We start from the raw sequence: 24,798 nt of genomic DNA, 5'->3' as shown, positions 1-24,798 counted from the left end.
CCTTGTTAAAAAGGGATCAATTCAACGGTTGAACAGTCAAAGCGTTCTCTGCGAGTCGCAGGCGTGCCGCTTTGCCATAAAATTCGGCTGGGATCTTGTCACTCAGCCAATATTCACCTGCGATGGAAACCAGTTCCGCCGTCAGATGGGTACAAAATATTTGTGCTTCCCGATCGCCACTGGCACCGGCCAGCGCGCGCCCTCTCATCATACCGTAGACGTGAATATTGCCATCGGCAATCAGCTCAGCGCCAGCGCTGACGTGGCTTGTCACAATCAGATCACAGTTTGGTGCATAAATGCGCTGACCGGAACGAACCGGCACATCAATCATTCGCGTTTTTGTGATAGGAGTAACAGTTTGCGCGGGCGGTGGAGGCGTCGGGGCGGCTTTCGCCGGAGAACGGACGGTTTTTTCTTTGCCTTCAGTCAGAAGGGGCAGACCGGCACGCTCGATTTCATCTTTAAGACGGGCATCTTTGCAGCCGCTAATGCCAACAATACGCAGCCCGGTCGAGGCGACCGCCTGCTGAAGATGCTGCCAGTTCACAGGCGCGTCGAGACCGCTGACATTCACCACCACTGGGGCGTGTTTCAGAAAAGCGGGTGCCTGCGCGATTTTGTCTTCTAACGCCTGACGAATAACCTCGGGTTTTGCATCATGCAAATGAACCACTGATAAGGTGAAGCTACTGCCTTTAAGCTCGATGGGCGTGTTTGACATCCTGGCCTTACTCAATTTGCTGTTAATCGCAGCACATTCGTTGCGATATTCCGAAGAGTATCAGGCATGTTATAGTCACTGGTATATTGAGGCAAGCAACCACCGATAATTCAGAGTAAAAACATGTTTTGTGTGATCTACAGAAGTGCTAAACGCGACCAGACCTATCTTTATGTCGAGAAAAAAGACGATTTTTCCCGCGTACCGGAAGAATTAATGAAAGGCTTCGGTACTCCGCAGCTGGCGATGCTGTTGCCACTGGACGGTCGTAAAAAACTGGTGAATGCCGATCTGGATAAAGTGAAAACCGCCCTGAAAGAACAAGGCTATTATTTACAGCTTCCGCCACCTCCTGAGAATTTATTAAAACAGCATCTCGCAGGTGACGGAAAAAAATAACCCCGGCCAACTCCGTGGGTGACATATCAACCGTGTAGGGGACGAGCATGTATCAACATCACAACTGGCAAGGCGCATTACTGGATTACCCTGTAAGCAAAGTGGTCTGCGTAGGCAGCAATTATGCGAAGCATATTCAGGAAATGGGCAGTGCCGTGCCAGAAGAGCCTGTGTTGTTTATCAAGCCGGAAACCGCTATTTGCGATATTCGCCAGCCGCTGGCGCTACCGCAGGGGCTGGGTTCGGTACACCATGAAGTCGAACTGGCGGTGCTGATTGGCGGCACGCTGCGTCAGGCATCCGAGGATCACGTGCAGAAAGCCATCGCAGGCTACGGAGTTGCGCTGGATCTGACCCTGCGTGATGTGCAGGGCAAAATGAAAAAAGCCGGGCAGCCGTGGGAAAAAGCCAAAGGCTTTGATAATTCCTGCCCGATCTCCGGTTTTATTCCGGCCGCCGAATTCCACGCCGATCCGCAAAATACCCCGTTGAGCCTGAAAGTGAACGGCGAAATTCGCCAGCAGGGCAATACGTCTGACATGATCCATAAGATCCTGCCGCTTATCGCCTACATGAGCCGCTACTTCACCCTCAAGCCGGGCGATGTGATCCTCACCGGTACGCCAGAAGGCGTTGGGCCGCTGCTGAGCGGTGACGAACTGGAAATCGGTTTTAACGGACAATTCGTTAAGACGCGCGTGCTGTAAAATGCCCTTGCCGCTGTTAATCGGCGGCAAAACTTGCATCCACGTGCCAGACTGGTTATAAGGTGCGCTTTCTTTTGACGTGTGGACATCCTTATGAGCGAAACCCCTTTCTGGCAAAGCAAGACTCTCGACGAAATGACCGACGTGGAGTGGGAATCGCTGTGCGACGGCTGCGGGCAGTGCTGCCTGCATAAGCTGATGGACGAAGACACTGACGAAATCTACTTCACCAACGTCGCCTGCAAGCAGCTGAACATCAAAACCTGTCAGTGCCGCAACTACGAGCGCCGTTTCGAGTACGAGCCGGACTGCATCAAGCTGACCCGCGACAATCTCCCGACCTTTGAATGGCTGCCTCACACCTGCGCCTATCGCCTGCTGGCGGAAGGAAAAGGGCTGCCGGACTGGCATCCGCTGCTGACCGGCTCAAAAGCGGCGATGCACGGCGAGCGCATTTCGGTGCGACATATCGCGGTGAAAGAATCCGAAGTGCAGGACTGGGAAGACCATATTCTCAACCATCCCAAACACGCATAAAAAAACCCGCCGAGGCGGGTTTTTTGTTGGGTGCTGTTTGTGCTTATCGACCGAACAAATCGCGTTTTTTCGGTTTGAACAGCTGGGCAATCAGTACCAGCAGTGCCACCACGAAGTAGGCGACGAAAATACCGACCAGCCACTGCGGCATCTCCAGCGTCAGGAATTCCCACTGACGAACAGAGCAATCACCGGAGGCCACAAACACCTGCGGCAGCCACTTGTCCAGCGGCAGCCAGCCTGGGAAGCGGGCGGCAAAATCACAGGTCTGGAACGGGGAGGGATGCAGCTGCATCATGGTGTGCTGCCACGCCAGCTCAATGCCTTTCCAGGCACTGTACAACCAGAGGGCAATCCCGGCATAACGCAGCGGGGATTTTGGCGCAATCGCACCCACCAGCCCTGCACCCATAATACCGAACAGCGCACAACGTTCGTAAATACACAGCACACAGGGTTTCAGCAACATCACATGCTGGAACCAGAGCGCTACCATTTCCAGCGCAAAGGCGGTCAGGGCCATCAATAACCACGCTCCGCGACCGCGAGAGCATTGGTTCAAAAATCGCAACATAATCATTTCCCTGGAACAGGCTTAGAAAGCGCAGTGTAAACCAAAACGATTTTAGCGCCAGATGCTCCTGGCAAAATAAAACGTAATTGGATGTTTATAATGCAGAAAGTCAAACCGGGCAGCGAACCACCCGAATTCAGGGACTTAATGCGCGGCCAGTATACCTATTTGCAACAACCATTGCGTATAAGGAATGAGGGTAAATTTGACGCACAGCAAGCCGACAACGGTTAATACCAGCGTGTAAGGCAGCGCCATCCACACCATCCGACCGTAGGACAAACGAATCAGGGGAGCCAGCGCCGAGGTCAGCAGGAACAGAAACGCCGCCTGTCCGTTTGGCGTCGCCACCGACGGCAAATTGGTGCCGGTATTAATCGCCACGGCCAGCAGCTCAAACTGGTTAATATTAATGGCCCCGTGTTCAAGCGCCGCTTTGGCCTCATTGATATACACCGATCCAACAAACACGTTATCGGAAATAGAAGAGAGCAGGCCGTTAAACAGATAAAAGAGCGACAGCTGAGAGTCGGGTGACGCCTGCAGGACAAAGTCGATAATCGGCGAGAACAGTTGCTGATCGATAATCACCGCCACAATGGCAAAAAACACCGCCAGCAGGGCAGTAAACGGCAGCGCTTCGGTAAATGCCTTGCCGATCGCATGTTCGTCGGTCACACCGGTAAACGACGTCGCCAGAATAATCACCGACAGGCCAATAAGCCCCACTTCCGCCAGGTGGAATGCCAGCGCGACGATAAGCCACACGCCGATGATACCCTGGGCGATCAGCGCCAGTTTTTCCTGGCGGGTGCGCTGGCTGCGGCTTTTCAAATCAAATTCATGCAGCACATCGCGAACCGGGCCGGGCAACTGGGCGCCATAGCCGAAGCTTTTGGTTTTCTCGAGCAACACACAGGTCAGCAGCCCGCAGACAAAGACCGGGACGCTCACCGGCGCCACGCGCAGGAAGAATTCGGTAAAGTTCCAGCCCGCGGCTTTCGCAATAATGAGGTTTTGCGGCTCGCCGACCATCGTCATCACGCCGCCGAGTGCCGTGCCGACGCCCGCGTGCATCATCAGGCTGCGCAGGAACGCACGAAACTGTTCCAGAACGTCGCGCTTCGGCACGTCAATCTGGCTGTCATCCTGCAAATCGCTCTCGGTTTTCGTTGAGGCCACGCGATGATAAATGCCGTAAAAACCGACGGCGACGCTTATCACGACTGCAACGACCGTCAGCGCATCGAGGAATGCGGAGAGAAACGCAGCGGCCAGACAGAAGGAGAGGGAAAGCACCGTTTTGGAACTAATACTCAGCAGCAGCCGCGTGAAGATAAACAGCAGCAGTTGCTTCATAAAGTAGATCCCGGCCACCATAAACATCAGCAGCAGGAGCACTTCCAGGTTAGAGGCCAGTTCGTCTTTCACGCGCTCTGCGCTGGTCATGCCGATAAACACCGCTTCAATCGCCAGCAGCCCGCCGGGGAGCAGGGGATAGCATTTCAGCGCCATCGCCAGGGCGAAGATAAACTCGGCCACCAGCAGCCAGCCGGCCACAAACGGCGAGAAGATAAACACCACAGGGTTAGCGATCAGAAAAATGAGCAGCGTCAGCTTGTACCAGTCGGGTGACTGGCCTAAAAAATTGCGCCACAGGGCGCGTCCGTAAGACATTTCCACCAGAGAGTTCCTTCCTCGCCAAAGTTAAGCAAAACATTATTATACGCACAATTTGCATGAATAACGGCTGTCGACCAGGATGCTGTATTTGATAAAAATGAAACGGTGATCCCTTTTTTCCCGCGTCGCTGCGCTATCTGCCACTGTCAGCCTCTGGTATGATGAGTGAATTAGTTAAAGCTGTGTAATGGAAATCTCACTATGGTCATAAAGGCGCAAAGCCCGGCGGGTTTCGCTGAAGAGTACATCATTGAAAGCATCTGGAATAACCGTTTCGCTCCTGGAACGATTCTTCCCGCTGAACGTGAATTGTCTGAACTGATTGGCGTAACACGTACCACTTTACGCGAAGTTCTTCAGCGTCTGGCGCGTGATGGCTGGTTGACGATTCAGCACGGCAAACCGACCAAAGTGAATAACTTCTGGGAAACGTCGGGTCTGAACATTCTTGAAACGCTCGCCCGTCTCGATCACGAGAGCGTTCCACAGCTGATCGATAATTTGCTGTCGGTGCGCACCAACATTTCTACCATCTTTATCCGTACCGCCTTCCGTCAGCATCCTGAAAAGGCGCTGGAAGTGCTGGCGACGGCGACGGCAGTTGACGATCACGCGGATGCGTTTGCGACCCTCGATTACAACATCTTCCGTGGCCTGGCGTTTGCGTCGGGAAATCCGATTTATGGATTGATCCTTAACGGCATGAAAGGGCTGTACACCCGCATTGGTCGCCACTATTTCGCCAATCCGGAAGCGCGCAGCCTGGCGCTCGGTTTCTACCACAAGTTAAGCCAGCTTTGCACCGAAGGCCAGCACGATCAGGTCTATGAAACGGTGCGTCGTTACGGCCATGACAGCGGCGAGATCTGGCACCGGATGCAGAAAAATCTGCCGGGCGATTTAGCGATTCACGGTCATTAACAGAAAAAGCCTCTCGACTGAGAGGCTTTTTTTGCCCGTATAAAAGGGCCTGAAGCTGAGTCATACGAAAGCCGGGGAAGGTGCGTCGCCACCCGGCAATGCGATTACAGCGTGTTTCCCCGCGCCGGGCAGCGCTCCAGCAGTTCCACGCTCCCGTCCTCGTTTTGCTGCTCCATCAACACGTCAAAGCCCCACAGGCGATGCACATGCTTGAGCACCTCTTTGCGGCCTTTATCCAGCGGCGCACGGTTGTGCGGAATATAGCGCAGCGTCAGAGAGCGATCGCCGCGTAAATCCACGTTCCAGACCTGGATATTCGGTTCCAGATTGCTCAGGTTGTACTGAGAGGAGAGGCGCGAGCGGATCTCACGGTAGCCTTCTTCGTTGTGAATCGCCGATATCTCCAGATAATTATTACGATCGTCATCCAGAACGGTAAAGAAGCGGAAATCACGCATGATTTTCGGTGACATAAACTGGCTGATAAAGCTCTCGTCTTTAAAGTCGCGCATCGCAAAATGCAGCGTCTCCAGCCAGTCGGAACCGGCGATGTCCGGGAACCAGTATTTATCCTCTTCCGTCGGGGACTGACAGATGCGTTTGATATCCTGGAACATCGCAAAGCCGAGGGCATAGGGGTTAATCCCGCTGTACCACGGGCTGTTGTATGGCGGCTGGAAGACCACGTTGGTGTGGCTGTGCAGGAACTCGAGCATAAACCGCTCGGTCACTTTGCCTTCGTCATACAGGTGGTTCAGGATGGTGTAATGCCAGAACGTCGCCCAGCCTTCGTTCATCACCTGCGTCTGTTTTTGCGGATAAAAATACTGACTCACCTTACGCACGATGCGTAAGATTTCACGCTGCCACGGCTCCAGCAGCGGCGCATTTTTTTCCATAAAGTAGAGTAAGTTCTCCTGCGGCTCAGACGGATAACGCCGCGCTTCGGCGATCGTTTTCTCCTCTTCGCGTTTCGGCAGGGTACGCCACAGCATATTCACCTGGCTTTGCAGATACTCTTCGCGACTTTTCTGCCGCGCTTTCTCCTCCTGGAGGGAGATTTTTTGCGGGCGTTTGTAGCGATCCACGCCGTAATTCATCAGCGCGTGACAGGAGTCGAGCAGTTTTTCCACCTCGTCCACCCCGTAGCGCTCCTCGCATTCGGTGATGTATTTACGGGCGAAAATCAGGTAATCGACAATCGAACTGGCATCGGTCCAGCTGCGGAACAGGTAGTTATTTTTGAAGAACGAGTTGTGCCCGTAGCAGGCGTGCGCCATCACCAGCGCCTGCATGGTAATGGTGTTCTCCTCCATCAGATAGGCGATGCAGGGATTAGAATTAATGACGATCTCATACGCCAGTCCTTGCTGGCCGTGCTTGTAGAGTCGCTCGGTCTCAATGAATTTTTTACCGAACGACCAGTGCGGGTAGTTGATCGGCATCCCGACGCTCGAGTAGGCGTCCATCATCTGTTCGGAGGTAATGACTTCGATCTGGTGCGGGTAGGTGTCCAGTCGATACAGCTTCGCCACCCGGTCGATTTCGGCCAGATAGTCATCCAGCAGCTCGAAGGTCCAGTCGGGTCCATCGCTGAGACGAGTGCTGTCCTTGTTCATTGAGTCAAGTGTAGCCATTAGCGCGCCCTCGTTGTTGATAGCTCTCTCTAGTCTGGAGAACCTCTTTTCAAGCATAGAACAACGCGTTGAAAAGCGTGCTGATGCAGAAATTTTTTCTTTGCGATTTCCGATTTTCGATACCGGTGAAAACGGCTGTCTCGCAGAATTTTCTGCTGGTTAAAAAGAACGCGCAGTAAAAGATCCTAAATAAGCGCCATCCCCGCTGGCTGGGGAAGTTGTGAGTTAAGTCACCATAAAAAAGTCGTATGTTGAATAATATTTTCAACTAGGTTATCAATCTGTAATTAGAAGATTGTTCTTTTGCACATAACGGAGTGGCTATGCGTGTTGTCATACTGGGAAGTGGGGTTGTCGGCGTCACCAGCGCCTGGTATTTAAGTCAGGCGGGACACGAGGTGACGGTCATCGATCGCGAACCGGGATCGGCACTGGAGACCAGCGCGGCCAACGCCGGGCAGATCTCCCCTGGCTATGCGGCGCCTTGGGCGGCACCGGGCGTGCCGCTGAAGGCCATCAAATGGATGTTCCAGCGTCACGCGCCGCTGGCGATTAGCCTCGATGGCACGCAATTCCAGCTCAAGTGGATGTGGCAAATGCTGCGCAACTGCGACACTCGCCACTACATGGAAAACAAAGGCCGCATGGTGCGCCTGGCAGAGTACAGCCGCGACTGCCTGAAAGAACTGCGCAACACCACCGGCATCGAATACGAAGGGCGGCAGGGCGGCACATTGCAGCTGTTCCGCACCGCGCAGCAGTATGAAAACGCCACCCGCGATATCGCCGTGCTGGAAGATGCAGGCGTGCCGTATCAGCTGCTCGAAGCCAGCCAGCTGGCGCAGGTTGAACCGGCGCTGGCGGAAGTGGCACACAAACTGACGGGCGGGCTGCGCCTGCCAAATGATGAAACGGGCGACTGCCAGCTCTTTACTCAGCGTCTGGCGAAGATGTGTGAACAGGCGGGCGTGACATTCCGCTATAACACCTCGGTCGATAAGCTGCTGTCAGAAGGCGAAAAAATCTACGGCGTGAAGTGCGGCGACGAAGTGATCAAAGCCGACGCCTATGTAATGGCATTTGGCTCCTACTCCACGGCGATGCTGAAAGGCTTGCTCGATATTCCGGTCTATCCGCTGAAAGGCTACTCCCTCACCATACCGGTGAAAGAGGACAACGGTGCGCCTGTTTCAACTATTCTTGATGAAACCTACAAAATCGCCATCACCCGCTTTGATAACCGGATCCGCGTCGGCGGAATGGCGGAAATTGTCGGCTTTAACACGGAATTGCTGCAACCGCGCCGCGAAACGCTTGAGATGGTGGTTCGCGATCTGTTCCCGCGCGGGGGCTTTGTCGAACAGGCCACGTTCTGGACCGGGTTACGTCCTATGACGCCAGACGGCACGCCGATTGTCGGCCGTACGCCGTTCAAGAATTTATGGACTAACACCGGCCACGGCACGCTGGGCTGGACCATGGCCTGCGGTTCTGGGCAATTGCTGAGCGATTTGATCTCGGGCCGCACCCCGGCAATTCCGTTTGATGATTTAAGCGCCGCGCGCTATCAATCCGGATTTACGCCATCTCGCCCGCAGCATCTGCATGGCGCGCATAATTAACAAGGAGCTGTCATGTCCCGTCCTATTCTGGCTCAGCTGGATCTGCAGGCGTTAAAAAATAACCTGCAGATTGTCCGCCGTGCTGCGCCGGGCTCTCGCGTATGGTCGGTGGTGAAAGCCAACGGCTACGGCCACGGAATTGAGTCCATCTGGAGCGCGCTGAGCGCCACCGATGGTTTTGCGCTGTTGAATCTGGAAGAGGCGATCCTGCTGCGCGAACGCGGCTGGAAAGGGCCAATTCTGCTGCTCGAAGGCTTCTTCCACGCAGACGAACTGCCGCTTTTGGACAAGTACCGACTCACCACCAGCGTGCACAGCAACTGGCAAATCAAAGCGCTGCAAAACGCAAAACTGCATGCGCCGCTGGATATCTATCTCAAGGTCAACAGCGGCATGAACCGCTTAGGTTTCCAGCCCGAGCGCGTACATACGATGTGGCAGCAGCTGCGCGCCCTGAAAAATGTCGGTGAGATGACACTGATGGCGCACTTTGCCGATGCCGAAAAACCGGACGGCATTGCCGAGGCGATGGTGCGTATCAATCAGGCGGCAGAAGGGCTGGAGTGCGCCCGTTCGCTGTCGAACTCCGCCGCCACGCTCTGGCACCCGGAAGCCCATTACGACTGGGTACGTCCAGGCATTATTCTCTACGGCGCGTCGCCGTCCGGCCAGTGGCAGGACATCGCCAACAGCGGGCTGAAACCGGTTATGTCCCTGCGCAGTGAAATCATCGGCATTCAGACGCTGAAAGCGGGCGATACGGTGGGCTACGGCAGCCGCTATCGTGCGTCAGGCGAACAGCGTATTGGTATTGTGGCGGGCGGTTATGCTGACGGCTATCCACGTCTAGCGCCAACCGGCACGCCGGTGTGGGTCGATGGTGTGCGTACCGGCACCGTTGGCACCATTTCAATGGATATGATGGCGGTGGACTTAACCCCATGCCCGCAGGCAGGCATCGGTTCGCCGGTAGAGCTGTGGGGGAATGAGGTGAAAGTCGATGACGTGGCGTCGGCAGCGGGAACGGTAGGCTATGAAATGTTAACGGCACTGGCCCCGAGAGTGCCAGTCGTGACAGTGTAACGTTAAAATGCCGGGTGGCGTTGTTGCCACCCGGCAAAATATCATTCTGAACCCTCGTCCTCCATCGGACGCACGCCCACCTTGCGCACCGCGTTATCCTCTTTCTCGGCCACCGTCCAGATCATCCCGGCAAACTCCACCTGGTCGCCCACGACCGGCGCGGCACCCAGCAGCTGCTGCACAATCTCACCCAGCGTCTGCTGTTTATCGCGATACTCCAGCCCCTCGTCCAGGCCGTAAATCAGAGCCACGTCGGCAAATTTGGCGTTCGCTTCCAGAATAAAATCACCGAAGAACCGCTGATCCAGCGCCACGGGCGGTGACTGGCTGAACAGCTTCCCGAGGGCAGGCAAATCGGTCTCACGACCAATGACGCAGAGAATGTCGCCCTCACGCAGGCGAGTGCTGCCCGTCGGGTGCAGCAGAGCGTTATCGCGAAACAGCGCGGCAATCCGCGTTTCCGTCGGCATATGCAGGTCGCGCAGCGACGCGCCCACGCACCATTTATCGGCGCTCAGCTGGTAGACAAACTGCTCCCACGGGTTTTCCGGATGAATATCCAGCCCCACGCGCGAAACGGGCAGGCCAACCGGTGGCACCACCACTTTGGCTTTTTTCGCCGCCCAGCCGAGGGACGTACCCTGGAACAGCAGCGACACCAGCACCACGAAGAACGCGACATTGAAGAATAGCCGTGAATTATCCAGCCCCGCCATCATCGGGAAGACCGCCAGAATGATCGGCACCGCCCCGCGCAGGCCCACCCAGCTGATAAAAATACGCTCGCGCAGGTTAAACCCACGGAACGGCAGCAGGCCGGCAAACACCGACAGCGGACGGGCGAAGAAGATCATCCACGCCGAGAGGAGCAGCGCCGGAATGGCAATCGGCAGCAGATCGGACGGCGTCACCAGCAGCCCCAGCACCAGGAACATGCCGATTTGCGCCAGCCAGGCCAGGCCATCGAAGTTCTGCAAAATCGCGTGGCGGTTGCGAATCGGGCGATTTCCCAGCAGGAAGCCGCAGAGATAAACGGCGAGAATACCGCTGCCGTCCATCGCCGTTGTCAGGGCGAAAATCAGAATACCGCCGCTAAGCGCCAGCAAAGGGTACAGCCCGGCGGGCAGGGAGATGCGGTTAATCATCTGCTGCAACAAATAGCCGCCGGAAAGGCCGATGATAATCCCGAGGCCAAACTGCTGGAGAATATGCCAGGCAAACATCCAGCTCAGGCCGGATTCATGCTGCTGGATCATCTCAATCAGGGTGATGGTCAGGAACACCGCCATCGGGTCGTTGCTGCCGGATTCAATCTCCAGCGTCGAGCCGACACGCTCGTTCAGCCCTTTGCCGCCGAGGAGGGAGAACACCGCCGCCGCATCCGTCGAGCCGACAATCGCGCCAATCAGCAATCCTTCCATGATATTCAGATGAAACAGCCAGGCGGCCATCACACCGGTCAGGCCGGAGGTGATCAGCACGCCGACCGTTGCCAGCGACAGGGCCGGGCCTAAGGCGACGCGAAACGAACTGGCCTGGGTGCGCATCCCGCCGTCCAGCAAAATCACTGCCAGCGCGAGGTTACTCACCATGTAGGCGAAAGGATAATTATCGAATGGAATCCCGCCGACGCCATCGATGCCCGCGAGCATGCCGATGGCCAGGAAGATAACAAGGATAGGTATGCCGAGACGCGATGAAAATGAACTTAATAAAATACTGCAGGTTACTAATACGGAACCCAGAATGAAAAGACTGATTATCGCTGCGGCATCCAATGTTGTCTTACTCCCACCTCAATGTTGTTGCTGATAATAAAACCCTATCATATTAACGACAAAAACAGCGTTTTATTGAGGTGGTTAAACCGCTTTTTTATGCCTTTAAGACAGGATGACCGCGGAGGGTTAACCGGCTGCCCGCCTGCGAGTGCCATAGCGTCGCCTGAGCGCCCAGCGGCAGGGTGACGGTTTGCTGCTCATGGCCAAACGCCAGCCCGTCGATCACCGGAATGTCGAGGCGCGAGCGCAGGTAATCGATCATGGTTTCCAGCGTATAACCCTCATCGTAATCGTTCGGCGTCGCGCCGCTGAAGCTGCCTAACACAACCGCGCGCTGACGCCCGAGAATACCGGCGTGCATCAGCTGCAACAGCATGCGCTCGACGCGGAACGGATGCTCGTTGATATCCTCCAGCACCAGAATGCCGTCTTCAATTTGCGGCAGCCACGGCGTGCCGATAAGCGACACCAGCATCGCCAGATTGCCGCCCCACATCTGGCCTTCGCACTCGCACTGCGGGCCGTTGCCTTGCCACTCCACGCTAAACGTTGGATTTTTCAAGGCGCGCCAGAAATGCTCCTCGGTAAAACGGTTCAACTCCGGTGCGCCGAAGTTCCCCGCCAGCATCGGCCCGCTAAAGGTGATGACGTTATGCAGGGCCAGCAGACCAAGCTGAATCACGGTGAAATCGCTGTGACCGCAGATCAGCAGCGGGTCCTGCTGCTGGCGTCGGGCAAGCCCGGCCCAGTCGATGGTCTCCAGCAAACGGCTCGCGCCATACCCGCCGCGCACCGCCAGAATAATCTGGTTTTCGCCTTCGAGGGTGACCAGGTCGTTGATATCAGCCACTCTTTGCTGCTCAGTCCCGGCAAAACGCTGCAGACGGCGGGGGATGATCGTCTGATTATCCACCCGATGGCCGGATGCCTCTAAACGCGTTACGCCAAGCCGGGCGGCGTCCTGATTAATGCAGTAGCCGGACGGGGCAACAAGATGAAACTGAGACATGGCAAATCCTTGCTGAATGAGAAACTAAATGCCTATATCATGCCGCCTGTATGCGGTCTGCTTCAAGGGGCGGATGCGTAACCGCGATGATCGGCTATAAGGATAGATGACGTGAAATTGAGATGGTTTGCTTTTTTGATTGTATTGCTGGCGGGCTGTAGTTCAAAACAGGATTATCAAAATCCGCCGTGGAACCCGGAAGTCCCTGTCAAACGTGCCATGCAGTGGATGCCGATCAGCGAAAAGGCCGGGAAAGCGTGGGGCGTCAGTTCGCGACTGGTGACGGCCATCATTGCAGTCGAATCCGGCGGCAACCCGACGCTGGTCAGCAAATCAAATGCAGTGGGCTTAATGCAATTGAAAGCCTCCACCGCCGGGCGTGAAGTCTACCGCTACATGGGCTGGAGCGGGCAGCCGTCCACCAGCGAGCTGAAAAACCCGGAGCGTAATATCTCCATGGGTACCGCGTATCTGAGCATTCTGGAGCACGGTGTGCTAAAAGGCATCGAAGATCCCGAAGTGATGCAGTATGCGCTGGTGGTGTCGTATGTGAACGGGGCGGGGGCGCTGCTGCGAACCTTCTCGTCGGATCGCAAAAAGGCCATCAATGAAATTAACGGCATGGACAAAGACGAATTCTTTGAGCATGTGGTGAACAACCATCCGGCACCACAGGCTCCACGCTACATCTGGAAAGTTCAGAAAGCGATGGACGCCATGTAATGCCCTGGCCGGGCAGCGAGATGCTGTCCGGCGCCTTCAGAGAACCTTATTCGCACGTTCTCGCGCTTCTCGCTCTAACGAGAAGATAATACGTTGAAGCTCCCTTTCGGCCCCAGGCCCGACATTCAGAAAGCGAAAACTGAGTCGTGGTGTGGTGATGGTCTCATTTTTGCTGTCCACCACTTTGCGTTCGCTGATGGCAATCAGCTGCGCATCAAAGTAGAAACGTCCCCAGCCGCCCATATCCAGTTCGATTTGTGAAAAACGCATCCCTTCCACCAGTCCGTCCGGTCGTGGTGTGTCCATCAGTGCGCCCATCCCGCCGAGCGACAGGTCGAACAGGCGAAAGCGAATCTCTTTTTTGTCCGGCATTCTGGCCTTACAAAAATAGGAAGGATGCAGCGGGGCGTTAATCCGAAAATATTCCCGACGCTGGACAAACCACAGGCTCTCCGGCAGCGGGGTGATAAAAGCGGGCAGATTGAGATAATCACCTTGTTCCACATGAGGCAGGACAAACTCAACCTTTGCCCCTTTGGTTTCCGCCATCACAGAAAGATTTTTTGCGCGCAGTACCGCCCGGTTTTCATACTCCTGACTACCGAGGTCGATGACCAGACGCTCCGGAGTGGCTTCCAGAATCTTACTGATAAACTGGTTCGACGCCCAACTGATGCGCACCGGCACTTCGCCCTTGTGCAGGTCGCGTAATACCCCTAATACAGCCAGCGGATTTTGCTTCAGGAACTGCTCACTGTAATTACTCACGCCGAATGGCTCCTCGGTTGTCTGACGGACTGTCCCTGAAGTATCGGCAATGGGCGTCAGAACTTAATACAAACCGGTGATTTTTTTTCAAAAATGAGAGGGAATTAAGTCGGTGAGAAAAAACGGTTTTAGCGCGGTGACCTATACTTAAGTCACTTGCGCGAAACATTTTCAGCGCATGCATTTCATCTGCAAGAGGGCATCGCTATGGGTATTATCGCCTGGATTGTTTTTGGTCTTATCGCCGGCGTGATCGCAAAATTCATTATGCCGGGGCGTGATGGTGGCGGCTTCATTCTGACCTGCGTGCTGGGGGTTATCGGTGCGGTTGTCGGCGGCTGGCTGGCGACCATGTTTGGCGTCGGCGGCAGCGTCAGCGGATTTAACCTGCACAGCTTCCTGGTGGCGGTGGTCGGTGCCATCGTCGTCCTTGCCATTTTCAGACTGCTCAGACGCACATAAACCACTAAAAACGCAAACGGCTCTCCCTGAGGGCCGTTTTTTTTGTCCGCATATTGCTTTGTTAATCGAAATGAGAATAATTGTCGTTCTTTATATCATCTAATAATAAGACGACACTATGAACACCTCGCGTTTTGCAGTATGTGCGTTGGCAGGCGCGGTCACACTGGCGTTGCAGACTTGCGCGTTTGCGGAAGAATCAACCATTCTCGTGACCGGATCGGAACAGGGCAGTCAGCTTCCTGAGTGGACGAACAGTGCCACCAAATCAGCCGTTGCCGAGAGTAAAACCCCGCAGGTCATCAACACCATTTCCGCCACGGAGATCGAACAGCGTCACGCGAAGTCGGTCAACGAAATCCTGCGCTATGCGCCGGGCGTGTCGACGGAAGTGCGCGGCAATACCTCCTATATGAGTGAATATAAGATCCGTGGATTTACCGTCGAGCAGGAGTATTACAACGGTCTGCAGCTGCCCTACAATGTCACCGGGAACACCAAAGCGCGCATCGATCCGCTGCTGATCGAGAGTGTGGACATCCTTAAAGGCCCCGCCTCTGTGCTGTACGGCGGCGGCTCGCCGGGCGGGCTGGTCAATATTCAGGGCAAAAAGCCGCAAAACACCGCGCAAACGGAAGTGGGCTTCAACACCGGGACGCGCAATCTGACAGAGGGCTATCTCGATTCCACCGGGCAGATTGCCGACAGCGACTGGGACTATCGTCTGCTGGGCAAAGCGACGGAAGGCGACGATCAGCCGCACACCACGCGCACGGAAAACTACCTGGTGGCACCGTCCGTGACCTGGCAGCCAGACAGCAAAACGCGCCTGACCCTTGATGCGCTCGCGCAAAACAGCCCGAGCCTGACGCCGTCCAACCCGCTTCCGCTTTCGTATCTGCGTTCCAAATATGCCGATCGCCGCGATTATGCAGGCGACGAATGGAGCGGCTTCAAACAGCGCCAGTGGATGCTGGGCTACAGCTTTGAACACCAGTTTGATAGCGGCTGGGGCTTCAGTCAGAAAGCGCGCTACTTCGACGTGGATACGCACCAGCGCAGCATCTACTCCACGGGGCCAGGCGCAAACGTGTACGAGCTAAATCGCTTTGCTTACACCACCGACGAAGACCTGCAGAGTTTCAACATGGATAACCAGGTCACCAAAACGCTGGAGCTGGGCGACTGGAAGCACCATTTGCTGGCAGGCTTCGACTACCAGAAGCTCAATTCCCACTTCCACTATCGCTATGCGGCAAATACGCCGGGTATCGATATGCGTAACCCGGACTACACGCAGGTCAACGACGGTTCCCTCGGTCTCTACACCGCGCAGAAAAATCGCCTGAGCTATCAGCAAAACGGGTACTACCTGCAGGATCAGATCGAATTCGGCGGGCTGAATCTGCTCGGCAGCCTGCGCTACGACGACTATCGCTCCGTCACCACCGACTATCTGCAAAACGGTGATAAAGCCTGGGTATCGCAGGATCGCGTCACTAAACGTCTGGGGGCGTTGTACGCCTTTGAAAACGGTATCTCGCCGTTTATCAGCTACTCCGAAGGCTTTGCGCCCGTTTCACCGCAGGGCACGCTGACCGCTAAAGACGTCAAGCCAACCACCAGCAAACAGGTGGAAGGCGGGGTGAAATACCTGCTGGAAGAGTATGCGACCACCTTTACCGCGTCGGTGTTTAACATTCGCCAGAAAAATGTGGTCACGACCGATCCGGGCTTCCTGAACTATCGTCAGACCGGTGAAGTGGAATCGAAAGGGGCGGAATTGTCTGCCGTCAGTCGTCCGACGGATAACCTGACGCTGATCGCCAATTACGCCTACACCCACGCGATCAACACGGAAGATGACAAATACCAGGGGAAACGCCCGACGCAGGTGCCAGAAAATGCCTTTAACCTGTGGGGAGATTACACTTTCGACAGCACGCCGCTGAAAGGGCTGAACCTCGGCGCAGGCGCGCGCTACACCGGGCCAATGGAGATCGCGCCGACCAACGATCAGGGTAAACTGGGCGGCACGACGCAGTACGATCTGGCCGCCTCTTATCAGATGGGTGAAGTTCTGCCGTCGCTGGCCGGGCTGACCCTGAAAGCCAGCGCGCAGAACATCACCAACAAAGAGACGTTTACCTGCTACGACGCGACAAACTGCTGGATTGGCCGCGACCGCACGGTTCAGGTGGGGGCGAGCTACAGCTTCTGATTTTCCTTTTATGTCTCACCCTCTCTTGCGTGAGAGGGTGAGAGCACCAGCCGCACAATCCTACTGCGCGGCACTCTTCTGCGCTGGCGCCACATCATCGTTCGCCGCAGGCTGAGTCGCCGGCAGGCTGTCGCACGGTTTCTCTTTCGGACAGACTAAATCGAGCATTTTCAGCGTCACGCCGTTGGTCCACCCGAAGCCGTCCTGCAACGGATACTCACCGCCGCCTCCGCCGGTGCCGGTGGTCGACACATCATATTTCTCCACCAGCTTCTGCTCGCGGTCGTAGGTATGCTGCACGTTCGTCAGGAAGCGCCAGGTGACATCCATCGCCACTTTCTTATGACCGTAGTTTTGCAGCCCTTCGGCCGCCACCCACTGCAAGGGTGCCCAGCCGTTTGGCGCGTCCCACTGCTGGCCGCTGTTGATGGTGGTGGTAGTCACGCCACCCGGTTTCAACAGGCGTGACGCGGTGGCACTCGCCACTTTATCGGCCCGCTCTTTGGAGGCGGCGTTGACGTACAGCGGGAACAGGGCGGCGGCAGTCAGCTGATTACGTACCTTTTTACTCTTCAGATCGTAATCGGCGTACCAGCCCTCTTTGTCGTTCCACAGGTGAGTCTCGATCGCTTTTTGCCGCGCGTTGGCCAGGGTTTCATAGCGATTTGCGCGCTCGGTATCACCTGATTCCTGGCTGGCCTTGGCGAGCAATTTTTCCATTTTGAACAGCAGGGCGTTCAAATCTACCGGCACAATGCTGGTGGTACGAATAGTGCCAAGCTGTTGCGGATCGTCCATCCAGCGGGAGCTAAAGTCCCAGCCGGAGGCGGCAGCGGATCGCAGGTCACGGTAGATTTCCGTCGCCGGACGGTTCGGGTTGTTTTTGGCGGTGGTCACGTCATCCAGCCAGGATTCCGGACGCGGCGTGTCGCGATCGTCCCAGTAGCGGTTCAGAATCGCGCCGTCATCCAGTTTCACCACCCGCTTGTTGGCCTGACCCGGCTGCAGCGTCTCCACGCCCTCCATCCAGTAGGTGTACTCTTTTTCCATCTGCGGCAGATAGGTTTTCAGCGCCTCTTTATCGTGCGTGGCGAGCAGTTCAACCATCAGGGAGAAAAACGGCGGCTGCGAACGGCTCAGATAGTAACTGCGGTTGCCGTTGGGAATATGGCCCCAGGTGTCGATCTCATAGCCGAAGTTGGCCACCATATCGCTGATTTTGTCCCAGTGATCGCTCTCGGCCAGCCCCAGCATGGTGAAATAGCTGTCCCAGTAATAGACTTCGCGGAAACGGCCACCCGGCACCACATAAGGTTTCGGCAGCGGCAGCAGCGAATCCCACTTATCGGCTTTATCGGTGGTGCGCGTCAGCACTGGCCACAGGCCATCAATATGCTCGCGCAGGCTCTGTCCGGCAGGCGGAACGTATTTTTCGCCTTCAGCAGGAAGGGTAAAATTCATCTCGACGAAATGGCGCAGGTCAAATCCGCGTTGCAGATGCTGCATACGGTAATCCGCCAGAATCATCAGGGGATCGCTTTTCGGCACCGCGTCGGCGAAGGTTTTTTGATCGGGGAACAGCTTAGCGCTTTGCACGTCACTGAACAGGGGACCGAGCAGAATATCCGGCGACTGTTTTTGTGTGGAAGGTAACTCATCAGCGAAGCTCAGTGCGGCGACGCTCAGCATCGCGCCCCCCAGTGCCACACGCAGCGCCAGCGGCAGGCGTGCAGGACGGCGCATTTCAGTTCTCGTCATCGGTTTTTCTCCTTTTTATTCTCGCGAGCAGCGTCGCCGCTGCCGTCAATCACCTGAAAACCTTAGACGAATATGGCCGTTTTCGCGTGTCGAATATCCCATTTTTCGCAAAACCAGACACTTTACCCACACAGGAATAATCAGTAATAAAGCGTTAATATATATCTGCTGTTTATTATTTTTATATTCTTAATAAGTAATGTGATTGAATGAGTTCGAATGAATTAAGGCTCTCGCTAATTACAAATGTGATCGCGTGCATTATTTATTGCCGTTTTAATGAAGAAACACTTCTTAGCGATCACATAAATTAAAAAACATAATTAACGGATGAAAAAACGTAATGGAACCGTCGGTCACAATTAGGCGAAATATCGCTGTTTATTGGCCGCAGTAATTCATCAGGAAGGAATCCATGAGAATAAAGTTGATTGTGTTAGCCGTCAGCGTAATTTGCTCGGCGGGAGGATATGCTGCGCAACATGCGCCCACCCTGGAAGAGAAACTTGCACAGCTGGAAGCACGTCTGGAAAAGGCTGAAAGCCGGGCGGAGAAGGCCGAAGCGCAAATTGAGCAATTACAGCAACAACAGACAGTCGTCGCCAAAACAGAGCCGACCGTGACGGTGGAATCAGCCGAGCCGGTCACCGCGTCGGCGTTACCGAAACTGACGCTTTCTGGCTACGGCGATATTAAATTTTACGGCGACGTCGAATTTAACATGGATGCGGCCAGCAGGAGCGGTGCATTAACGTCGATAAAAACCAGTGCGAATAAAGACTGGGCATCGGGAAATAATGAACGCTGGGATATTAACGGGCGTCTGCTGTTAGGCTTTGACGGTTATCGTCGAATGGATGACGGTAATTTTGCCGGATTCTCAGTGCAGCCGCTGGCAGATCTCACCGGCAAAATGAATCTCGATGATGCCGTATTCTTCTTCGGCAATGAGAATAACTGGAAGATCAAAGTCGGGCGTTTTGAAGCCTACGATATGTTCCCGCTCAATCAGGATACCTTTATCGAATATTCCGGGAATACGGCCAACGATCTCTACAGCGACGGCTATGGCTATATCTACATGATGAAAGAGGGCCGGGGACGTAGCGACAGCGGTGGCAACTTCCTGATGAGCAAAACCCTGGATAACTGGTATTTCGAGGTCAACATGCTGCTGGAAGACGGCAGCACGCTGTTCGTCGACAAGCAGTATCACGGCATCAATCTCGATAACGACAAAAACGTGGCCTATATCCGCCCGGTCATCGCCTGGCAGAGCGGACGCTTCTCAACGGCGGTGGCGATGGAGAGTAACCTCGTCAACAACGCCTACGGCTATCGCGATGCGTCAGGGCAGTGGGTCGATCAGTCCGATCGCACCGGTTACGGTTTCACGATGACCTGGAATGGGCAGCAAACCGATCCGCAAGACGGCGTTGTGGTGAACCTTAATACCGCTTATATGGATGCCACGGATGAAACCGACTTTACCGCGGGGACTAACGCCCTGTGGCACAACATCGAGCTGGGCTACATTTACGCCCACAACGAGGTGGATAAATTTAACTCCGCGAATGTGTACGATAACTGCGATAACGACTGCTGGATAACCGATCCGGGCGATTACGATATTCATACCCTTCACGCGTCGTATCTCATCCCGAACCTGATGAATATGAAGAACTTTAATATCTATCTCGGGGCGTACGCCTCCTGGGTGGAAGCGCATCCGAATAAGGGCGCTGATAATAACGACGATCGCTACGGCGGCCGCGTTCGCTTCAAATACTACTTCTGATGCCTCGCCAGTCAGACCTCTTCGGGGGTCTGGCTGGTTTCCCGCAGGGTTCCCGGCGCATGGCCGACGATGCGTTTAAACGCCCGGCTAAAGGCCGCGAGCGATCCATATCCCAGCCGCAACGCCACCGTTTCAATCGCCTGATGTTCATGCCGAATGTACTGAATGGCGAGGCGCATCCTGAGTTCACTCAAATATTTGGCAGGCGTGGTGCCGGTGGCGGATAAAAACCGCTCGGCAAAGACCGAACGTGAAGTACCTGCCTCTTTTGCCAGCTCCGCCACGCTCCAGTTGACGCCCGGCTGCTGGTGCATGGCATAAATTGCACGGCTCAGACGTGGGTCGCGCAGTACCTGCACCCAGCCCGTAGCTTTTCCGCAGCCCGCTTCCACCCAGCCGCGCACAATTAAAGCGGCCACCACATCGGCGAGACGCGCCAGAATCCCGGCGAAACCGACCTGCCGGGTCATGGATTCCCGCTCCATCGCCGCCAGCAGTGGGTGGATCTCCGGCCAGGTCGACATCAGACGGCTCACCATCATCACTTCCGGCATCGCTTTGATCAGGGGCTGCATCCCGCCCAGCTCAAAATCCATACATCCGCTGAATATCACCACGTTTTCGCTTTCCGGGCACGCCTCGCAGGTGATGGCGCACACAGAGTTGCAAATCGGCTCGCTGGGAAATGCCGACACCGGGGTGACAGTGGCATTTTCATCCGACAGCAGGGCGTGGGCATTGCCGTTAGGGATAAACAGCGCATCGCCGCTGCTCAGGGTAAACACCGCGCCGCTCTCCATGCGCAGCACCGCTGAACCGTGGCTGACGAAATGAAACTGCGCCTTGCCGGGGGCCTGGGTGAACGCCACGCCAAAAGGGGCGCTGGCCTCGATGCGGCGGTACTTCACGCCGGAGAGACGCATTCCACGTAAAAGCTCACTGATTAAATCGGGCGACTGAACGGTCATGGGCACAACTCCGGACGAATTATCAATAAGTGAAGATTATATGTCATAGATCGTCCATGGGGAACGCTCTATGCTTTTGCGACGGTTGTCACATTTTTCTAACGGGAGAGCAACAGATGAATTCAACTATCGCGGCGAGCGAGGCCATAGCGCCCGCAAAACCCGCCTGGCGAGCGGTCTATTCACTGGGACTGGGGGTGTTTGGCCTGATTACGGCGGAGTTTTTACCGGCCAGTTTGTTAACGCCGATGGCTGCCAGTCTCGGCGTCAGCGAAGGGATGGCCGGGCAGGCGGTGACCGCAACGGCGCTGGTCGCACTGGTGACCGGGCTACTGATTACGCCTGCCACCAAAAGTATCGACCGCCGCTGGGTGCTGATGTTTTTCTCTGTGCTGCAAATTATCTCCAGCCTGCTGGTGGCCTTTGCGCCCAATTTGCAGGTACTGCTGATGGGGCGCCTGCTGTTAGGTATCGCTATCGGCGGCTTCTGGGCAATGTCCACGGCCACGGCGATGCGGCTGGTTCCGGCCGATAAAGTGCCGAAAGCGCTGGCGGTGATCTTCTCCAGCGTGTCGATCGCAACTGTGGTCGCTGCGCCGCTCGGCAGCTATCTGGGCAGCCTGATCGGCTGGCGTAACGTCTTTATCCTCTGCATTCTGCCGAGCATGCTGGCGCTGCTCTGGCAGCTGTGGGTGCTCCCGTCAATGAAACCGGAGAGCAGCGGCAGTCTCGGGACGTTACTGCGCGTGCTGCGCCGCCCTGGCATGATCGGCGGGCTATTAGCCACGGTGCTGATTTTTAGCGGTCACTTTGCCTTCTTTACCTACCTGCGCCCGTTCCTTGAAACCGTCGGGCAGGCGAGCGTCGAGAGCATTTCGCTGATCCTGCTGGGCTTTGGCCTCGCCAATTTCGTCGGCACCTCGATTGCCGGGCATCTGCTGGCGCGCAATTTACGTCTGACGCTGGCGCTGGTGCCGTTTGCAATGGGCGTTCTGGCGCTGATCATGGTGGCATACGGCCATCTGGCGATGCTGGACGGACTGCTGGTGGCGCTGTGGGGCTTTGCCTTTGGCCTGGTGCCGGTGGGCTGGTCGACCTGGCTTGCGACCACGGTGCCGGACGAAGCCGAAAGTGCGGGTGGTTTGCTGGTGGCGTCGATTCAGTTTGCGATTGGTGCAGGTGCGGCAGGCGGCGGGGCGGTGTTTGACCTCAACGGTGCCAGCGGGGTATTCGCCGGAAGCGGCTTGCTGCTGGTGAGCGCAATGGTGATTGTCTTGATGGGCGTTCGTGTCAAAGCGGAATAACGATTAAAAGCCGGGTGGCGGCGATGTCGCCACCCGACGCGGTTTTTACACCCCTTTGCGATCCATCAGCAGCGCCAGATCGACCAGGCGGTTCGAGAACCCCCACTCGTTGTCATACCAGGCGAGGATCTTCACCATATTGCCGCCGATGACCAGCGTAGAAAGCCCGTCGATAATCGATGAGCGCGGATCGCCCTGATAATCACTCGATACTAACGGCTCGTCGCTGTAGCCCAGAATGCCCTGCAATGGCCCGGCAGAGGCCGCTTCACGAAACGCGGCGTTCACCTCATCCACCGTTACCTCCCGGCTCAGGGTGACCGTCAAATCGACAATTGACACCACCGGCACCGGAACGCGCAGGGAATACCCGGTCAGACGTCCGTCCAGCTCAGGAATCACTTTCCCCAGAGCCTTCGCCGCGCCGCTGGAGTAGGGGACAATCGACAGGGCCGCCGCGCGCGCGCCGCGCAGATCTTTCTCCGGCTGGTCGTGCAGTGCCTGGCTGTTGGTGTAGGCGTGAGTGGTGTTCATCAGGCCATGTTCGATGCCGAAGTGCTGATGCAGCACCTGCGCGGCGGGTGCCAGACCGTTCGTGGTGCAGCTGCCGTTGCTCACCACAAAGTGCTGAGCCGGATCGTACAGCCGATCGTTCACGCCCATCACCACGGTCAAATCGTCGTTTTTACCCGGGGCGGAGATGATGACGCGTTTTGCGCCGCCGCTCTCAATATGCACCGCCGCTTTCTCGCGGTCAGTGAAGAAGCCGGTCGCTTCAATCACCACGTCCACTTCGACATTACGCCACGGAATAGCGGCCGGGTCGCGCTCGCTGAAGACCCTAATCTGTTTGCCATCCACCTGCAGATGATTATCGGCAGCCTCAACGGATACCGGCAGCGTCCCTAACAGGGAATCGTATTTCAGCAGATGGGCGAGGGTTTTGCTGTCCGTCAGATCGTTAATCGCCACGATCTGAATCTCCGGGTTATCGAGGGCGGCGCGTAAGAAATTGCGACCGATTCTGCCGAAACCATTAATACCGACCTTAACCATGATGCACTCCTTAACTGTGGTGTCTGGAGTCACTGTAGTCTTCAGGTGAAATGGCGTAAATGACAAAAAAGGATCAGATTACGCCATTTTGCGGCAGTGGAATCGCTGACGATACTCGCTGGGGGTAAGGTGGAGCTGTTTCTCAAACACCCGGCGCAGGTTGATGCTGCTGCCAAATCCGCTCTGCTCGGCGATGCGGTCCAGCGGCTCGCTTGTCTGCTCCAGCAGCTGACGGGCGGCGGCGAGACGGGCTTCCATCACGTAGCGTGCCGGAGAGGCGCCCGTTTCACGGGTAAAGACGCGGGTGAAATTGCGCGGACTCATGGCCGCCTGCTCCGCCAGTTTTTCGACGCACAGATCGGCCGTGAGATTGTTAAGTATCCAGGTTTGCAATTCGCTGACCGGCCCGGCACTGGCGGATGAATTCAGGTTGTAGCGGCTGAACTGCAGCTGCCCGCCGGGACGGCGCAAATACATCACCAGATCCTGGGCCACGTCTCGCGCCAGGGTAAAACCGTAGTCCTCTTCAACCAGCGCCAGCGTGAGATCAAACCCGGAACTCACCCCGCCGGATGTCCAGATGGGACCATCCTGAATATAGAGCGGGCCGCCTACGACGTTGATGGCAGGCCAGCTTTTTTGCATCGTCTCCAGCAGCCGCCAGTGGGTAGTCGCGCGACGTCCGTCCAGCAGGCCGCTTTGTGCCAGCAGCATCGCGCCGCCGCAAATTGAGGCGATGCGCCGGGCATGGGGCGCGGCCAGATGCAGCCAGTCCACCACGGCGGTGCTCTCCAGCTCGTTCATCCCACGTCCGGTGATGATAATGGTGTCGAGCGGCTCACGCGGATCCAGCTCCGGCAGACGATAGTCCGCCAGCAGGTTTAGCCCGGACTGACCGTGGATCACCTGGTGTGGCTGGGTGGTGGCGATAATAATGCGATAGCGAGGCTGGGCGAGGCCTTCCGGATGGAGCTGGTTGGCCTGCATCAGAATGTCTGCGATACCGGCGGCTTCGAACAACATGCCGCCGTCAGGGACGATAATCAGGATTTTCTTCATGTCC

At 56.0% G+C, this 24,798-nt stretch carries 22 protein-coding genes; 11 read left to right on the top strand and 11 right to left on the bottom strand.

Annotated features, from left to right (window positions below; translation table 11 throughout):
• Positions 1–16: 16 nt before the first annotated feature.
• Positions 17–724, bottom strand: coding sequence for a septum site-determining protein MinC (minC, locus tag C0560_RS12210; RefSeq protein WP_102103953.1), 708 nt, complete (start codon positions 722–724; stop codon positions 17–19).
• Between the two features lie 123 nt (positions 725–847).
• Between minC and C0560_RS12205 the strand changes: the two genes are divergently transcribed.
• The 3 genes from C0560_RS12205 to C0560_RS12195 all read left to right on the top strand — a co-directional run bounded on the left by C0560_RS12205 (position 848) and on the right by C0560_RS12195 (position 2,367).
• Positions 848–1,123, top strand: a complete 276-nt coding sequence (locus tag C0560_RS12205) for a YcgL domain-containing protein (protein WP_100779836.1) — start codon at positions 848–850, stop codon at positions 1,121–1,123.
• Between the two features lie 47 nt (positions 1,124–1,170).
• Positions 1,171–1,830: a fumarylacetoacetate hydrolase family protein gene (locus C0560_RS12200; RefSeq protein ID WP_181826487.1), complete on the top strand. Its 660-nt coding sequence runs from the start codon at positions 1,171–1,173 to the stop codon at positions 1,828–1,830.
• Positions 1,831–1,923: 93 nt separating this feature from the next.
• A complete protein-coding gene (locus C0560_RS12195) occupies positions 1,924–2,367 on the top strand; it encodes a YcgN family cysteine cluster protein (protein WP_100779838.1) in 444 nt (147 codons plus the stop codon).
• A 43-nt stretch (positions 2,368–2,410) separates the two neighbouring features.
• Here C0560_RS12195 and dsbB read toward each other — a convergent pair whose 3' ends face one another.
• Together dsbB and nhaB are read right to left on the bottom strand one after the other, a co-directional pair.
• Complete coding sequence (gene dsbB / locus C0560_RS12190; RefSeq protein ID WP_248858631.1) at positions 2,411–2,941, bottom strand: disulfide bond formation protein DsbB; 531 nt, start codon at positions 2,939–2,941, stop codon at positions 2,411–2,413.
• A 144-nt stretch (positions 2,942–3,085) separates the two neighbouring features.
• Positions 3,086–4,624 (bottom strand): Na(+)/H(+) antiporter NhaB, encoded by a 1,539-nt coding sequence (nhaB, locus tag C0560_RS12185; protein ID WP_102103950.1) that lies wholly within the window; start codon positions 4,622–4,624, stop codon positions 3,086–3,088.
• A 201-nt stretch (positions 4,625–4,825) separates the two neighbouring features.
• Here nhaB and fadR point away from each other — a divergent pair, with 201 nt between their 5' ends.
• Complete coding sequence (fadR, locus tag C0560_RS12180; protein ID WP_100779841.1) at positions 4,826–5,545, top strand: fatty acid metabolism transcriptional regulator FadR; 720 nt, start codon at positions 4,826–4,828, stop codon at positions 5,543–5,545.
• Between the two features lie 104 nt (positions 5,546–5,649).
• Here fadR and C0560_RS12175 read toward each other — a convergent pair whose 3' ends face one another.
• Entirely contained in the window at positions 5,650–7,182 is a 1,533-nt protein-coding gene (locus C0560_RS12175; protein ID WP_248858630.1) for a SpoVR family protein, read from the bottom strand.
• A gap of 323 nt (positions 7,183–7,505) precedes the next feature.
• On the opposite strand from C0560_RS12175, the gene C0560_RS12170 reads away from it, so the two are divergent.
• Positions 7,506–8,804 (top strand): D-amino acid dehydrogenase, encoded by a 1,299-nt coding sequence (locus C0560_RS12170; protein WP_102103949.1) that lies wholly within the window; start codon positions 7,506–7,508, stop codon positions 8,802–8,804.
• A 12-nt stretch (positions 8,805–8,816) separates the two neighbouring features.
• Complete coding sequence (gene dadX / locus C0560_RS12165) at positions 8,817–9,887, top strand: catabolic alanine racemase DadX (protein ID WP_102103948.1); 1,071 nt, start codon at positions 8,817–8,819, stop codon at positions 9,885–9,887.
• Between the two features lie 41 nt (positions 9,888–9,928).
• Here the strand turns inward: dadX and C0560_RS12160 are convergent, their stop codons facing one another.
• Both C0560_RS12160 and ldcA read right to left on the bottom strand, forming a co-directional pair.
• Complete coding sequence (locus C0560_RS12160; protein ID WP_248858629.1) at positions 9,929–11,665, bottom strand: potassium/proton antiporter; 1,737 nt, start codon at positions 11,663–11,665, stop codon at positions 9,929–9,931.
• 97 nt (positions 11,666–11,762) lie between these two features.
• Complete coding sequence (gene ldcA / locus C0560_RS12155) at positions 11,763–12,677, bottom strand: muramoyltetrapeptide carboxypeptidase (protein WP_248858628.1); 915 nt, start codon at positions 12,675–12,677, stop codon at positions 11,763–11,765.
• A 111-nt stretch (positions 12,678–12,788) separates the two neighbouring features.
• Between ldcA and emtA the strand changes: the two genes are divergently transcribed.
• Positions 12,789–13,400 carry a membrane-bound lytic murein transglycosylase EmtA gene (gene emtA, locus C0560_RS12150; RefSeq protein ID WP_248858627.1) on the top strand — a complete coding sequence of 204 codons (612 nt, stop codon included), beginning with the start codon at positions 12,789–12,791 and terminating at the stop codon, positions 13,398–13,400.
• A 36-nt stretch (positions 13,401–13,436) separates the two neighbouring features.
• Here emtA and C0560_RS12145 read toward each other — a convergent pair whose 3' ends face one another.
• Complete coding sequence (locus C0560_RS12145) at positions 13,437–14,168, bottom strand: flagellar brake protein (RefSeq protein ID WP_100779848.1); 732 nt, start codon at positions 14,166–14,168, stop codon at positions 13,437–13,439.
• Positions 14,169–14,375: 207 nt separating this feature from the next.
• Here C0560_RS12145 and C0560_RS12140 point away from each other — a divergent pair, with 207 nt between their 5' ends.
• Positions 14,376–14,630 (top strand): GlsB/YeaQ/YmgE family stress response membrane protein, encoded by a 255-nt coding sequence (locus C0560_RS12140; protein ID WP_100779849.1) that lies wholly within the window; start codon positions 14,376–14,378, stop codon positions 14,628–14,630.
• A 118-nt stretch (positions 14,631–14,748) separates the two neighbouring features.
• Positions 14,749–16,851 (top strand): TonB-dependent siderophore receptor, encoded by a 2,103-nt coding sequence (locus tag C0560_RS12135; RefSeq protein WP_248858626.1) that lies wholly within the window; start codon positions 14,749–14,751, stop codon positions 16,849–16,851.
• Between the two features lie 60 nt (positions 16,852–16,911).
• Here C0560_RS12135 and C0560_RS12130 read toward each other — a convergent pair whose 3' ends face one another.
• On the bottom strand, positions 16,912–18,609 hold the full coding sequence (locus tag C0560_RS12130) for an alpha,alpha-trehalase (RefSeq protein ID WP_248858624.1): 1,698 nt from the start codon (positions 18,607–18,609) through the stop codon (positions 16,912–16,914).
• 415 nt (positions 18,610–19,024) lie between these two features.
• On the opposite strand from C0560_RS12130, the gene C0560_RS12125 reads away from it, so the two are divergent.
• Complete coding sequence (locus C0560_RS12125; RefSeq protein WP_248858623.1) at positions 19,025–20,407, top strand: carbohydrate porin; 1,383 nt, start codon at positions 19,025–19,027, stop codon at positions 20,405–20,407.
• A gap of 11 nt (positions 20,408–20,418) precedes the next feature.
• Here the strand turns inward: C0560_RS12125 and C0560_RS12120 are convergent, their stop codons facing one another.
• Positions 20,419–21,375, bottom strand: a complete 957-nt coding sequence (locus C0560_RS12120; RefSeq protein WP_129034937.1) for an AraC family transcriptional regulator — start codon at positions 21,373–21,375, stop codon at positions 20,419–20,421.
• Between the two features lie 116 nt (positions 21,376–21,491).
• On the opposite strand from C0560_RS12120, the gene C0560_RS12115 reads away from it, so the two are divergent.
• Positions 21,492–22,679 carry an MFS transporter gene (locus C0560_RS12115; protein WP_100779854.1) on the top strand — a complete coding sequence of 396 codons (1,188 nt, stop codon included), beginning with the start codon at positions 21,492–21,494 and terminating at the stop codon, positions 22,677–22,679.
• 45 nt (positions 22,680–22,724) lie between these two features.
• On the opposite strand, the gene gap is transcribed toward C0560_RS12115, so the two are convergent.
• Both gap and C0560_RS12105 read right to left on the bottom strand, forming a co-directional pair.
• The gene (gene gap / locus C0560_RS12110) at positions 22,725–23,735 is read right to left on the bottom strand and encodes a type I glyceraldehyde-3-phosphate dehydrogenase (protein WP_248858621.1); all 1,011 of its coding nucleotides are present in this window, start codon (positions 23,733–23,735) and stop codon (positions 22,725–22,727) included.
• 78 nt (positions 23,736–23,813) lie between these two features.
• Positions 23,814–24,794, bottom strand: coding sequence for a GlxA family transcriptional regulator (locus tag C0560_RS12105; RefSeq protein ID WP_100779856.1), 981 nt, complete (start codon positions 24,792–24,794; stop codon positions 23,814–23,816).
• Between the last annotated feature and the right edge of the window lie 4 nt (positions 24,795–24,798).

Source organism: Lelliottia sp. AC1, assembly GCF_023278595.1.
Classification (GTDB): Bacteria; Pseudomonadota; Gammaproteobacteria; order Enterobacterales; family Enterobacteriaceae; genus Enterobacter; species Enterobacter nimipressuralis.
Note: the sequence above shows the minus strand (reverse complement) of the source record. Positions and strands in the feature narration are given on the sequence as shown.

Excerpts from the sequence above, each read along its gene's own strand:
- C0560_RS12200 (WP_181826487.1), top strand. The coding sequence starts at position 1,171 with ATGTATCAACATCACAACTGGCAAGGCGCATTACTGGATTACCCTGTA.
- C0560_RS12135 (WP_248858626.1), top strand. The coding sequence starts at position 14,749 with ATGAACACCTCGCGTTTTGCAGTATGTGCGTTGGCAGGCGCGGTCACA.
- ldcA (WP_248858628.1), bottom strand. The coding sequence starts at position 12,677 with ATGTCTCAGTTTCATCTTGTTGCCCCGTCCGGCTACTGCATTAATCAG.
- minC (WP_102103953.1), bottom strand. The coding sequence starts at position 724 with ATGTCAAACACGCCCATCGAGCTTAAAGGCAGTAGCTTCACCTTATCA.
- C0560_RS12105 (WP_100779856.1), bottom strand. The coding sequence starts at position 24,794 with ATGAAGAAAATCCTGATTATCGTCCCTGACGGCGGCATGTTGTTCGAA.
- C0560_RS12175 (WP_248858630.1), bottom strand. The coding sequence starts at position 7,182 with ATGGCTACACTTGACTCAATGAACAAGGACAGCACTCGTCTCAGCGAT.
- gap (WP_248858621.1), bottom strand. The coding sequence starts at position 23,735 with ATGGTTAAGGTCGGTATTAATGGTTTCGGCAGAATCGGTCGCAATTTC.
- C0560_RS12130 (WP_248858624.1), bottom strand. The coding sequence starts at position 18,609 with ATGACGAGAACTGAAATGCGCCGTCCTGCACGCCTGCCGCTGGCGCTG.
- C0560_RS12170 (WP_102103949.1), top strand. The coding sequence starts at position 7,506 with ATGCGTGTTGTCATACTGGGAAGTGGGGTTGTCGGCGTCACCAGCGCC.
- C0560_RS12140 (WP_100779849.1), top strand. The coding sequence starts at position 14,376 with ATGGGTATTATCGCCTGGATTGTTTTTGGTCTTATCGCCGGCGTGATC.
- C0560_RS12205 (WP_100779836.1), top strand. The coding sequence starts at position 848 with ATGTTTTGTGTGATCTACAGAAGTGCTAAACGCGACCAGACCTATCTT.
- fadR (WP_100779841.1), top strand. The coding sequence starts at position 4,826 with ATGGTCATAAAGGCGCAAAGCCCGGCGGGTTTCGCTGAAGAGTACATC.
- C0560_RS12120 (WP_129034937.1), bottom strand. The coding sequence starts at position 21,375 with ATGACCGTTCAGTCGCCCGATTTAATCAGTGAGCTTTTACGTGGAATG.
- C0560_RS12125 (WP_248858623.1), top strand. The coding sequence starts at position 19,025 with ATGAGAATAAAGTTGATTGTGTTAGCCGTCAGCGTAATTTGCTCGGCG.
- C0560_RS12195 (WP_100779838.1), top strand. The coding sequence starts at position 1,924 with ATGAGCGAAACCCCTTTCTGGCAAAGCAAGACTCTCGACGAAATGACC.
- C0560_RS12115 (WP_100779854.1), top strand. The coding sequence starts at position 21,492 with ATGAATTCAACTATCGCGGCGAGCGAGGCCATAGCGCCCGCAAAACCC.
- dadX (WP_102103948.1), top strand. The coding sequence starts at position 8,817 with ATGTCCCGTCCTATTCTGGCTCAGCTGGATCTGCAGGCGTTAAAAAAT.
- dsbB (WP_248858631.1), bottom strand. The coding sequence starts at position 2,941 with ATGTTGCGATTTTTGAACCAATGCTCTCGCGGTCGCGGAGCGTGGTTA.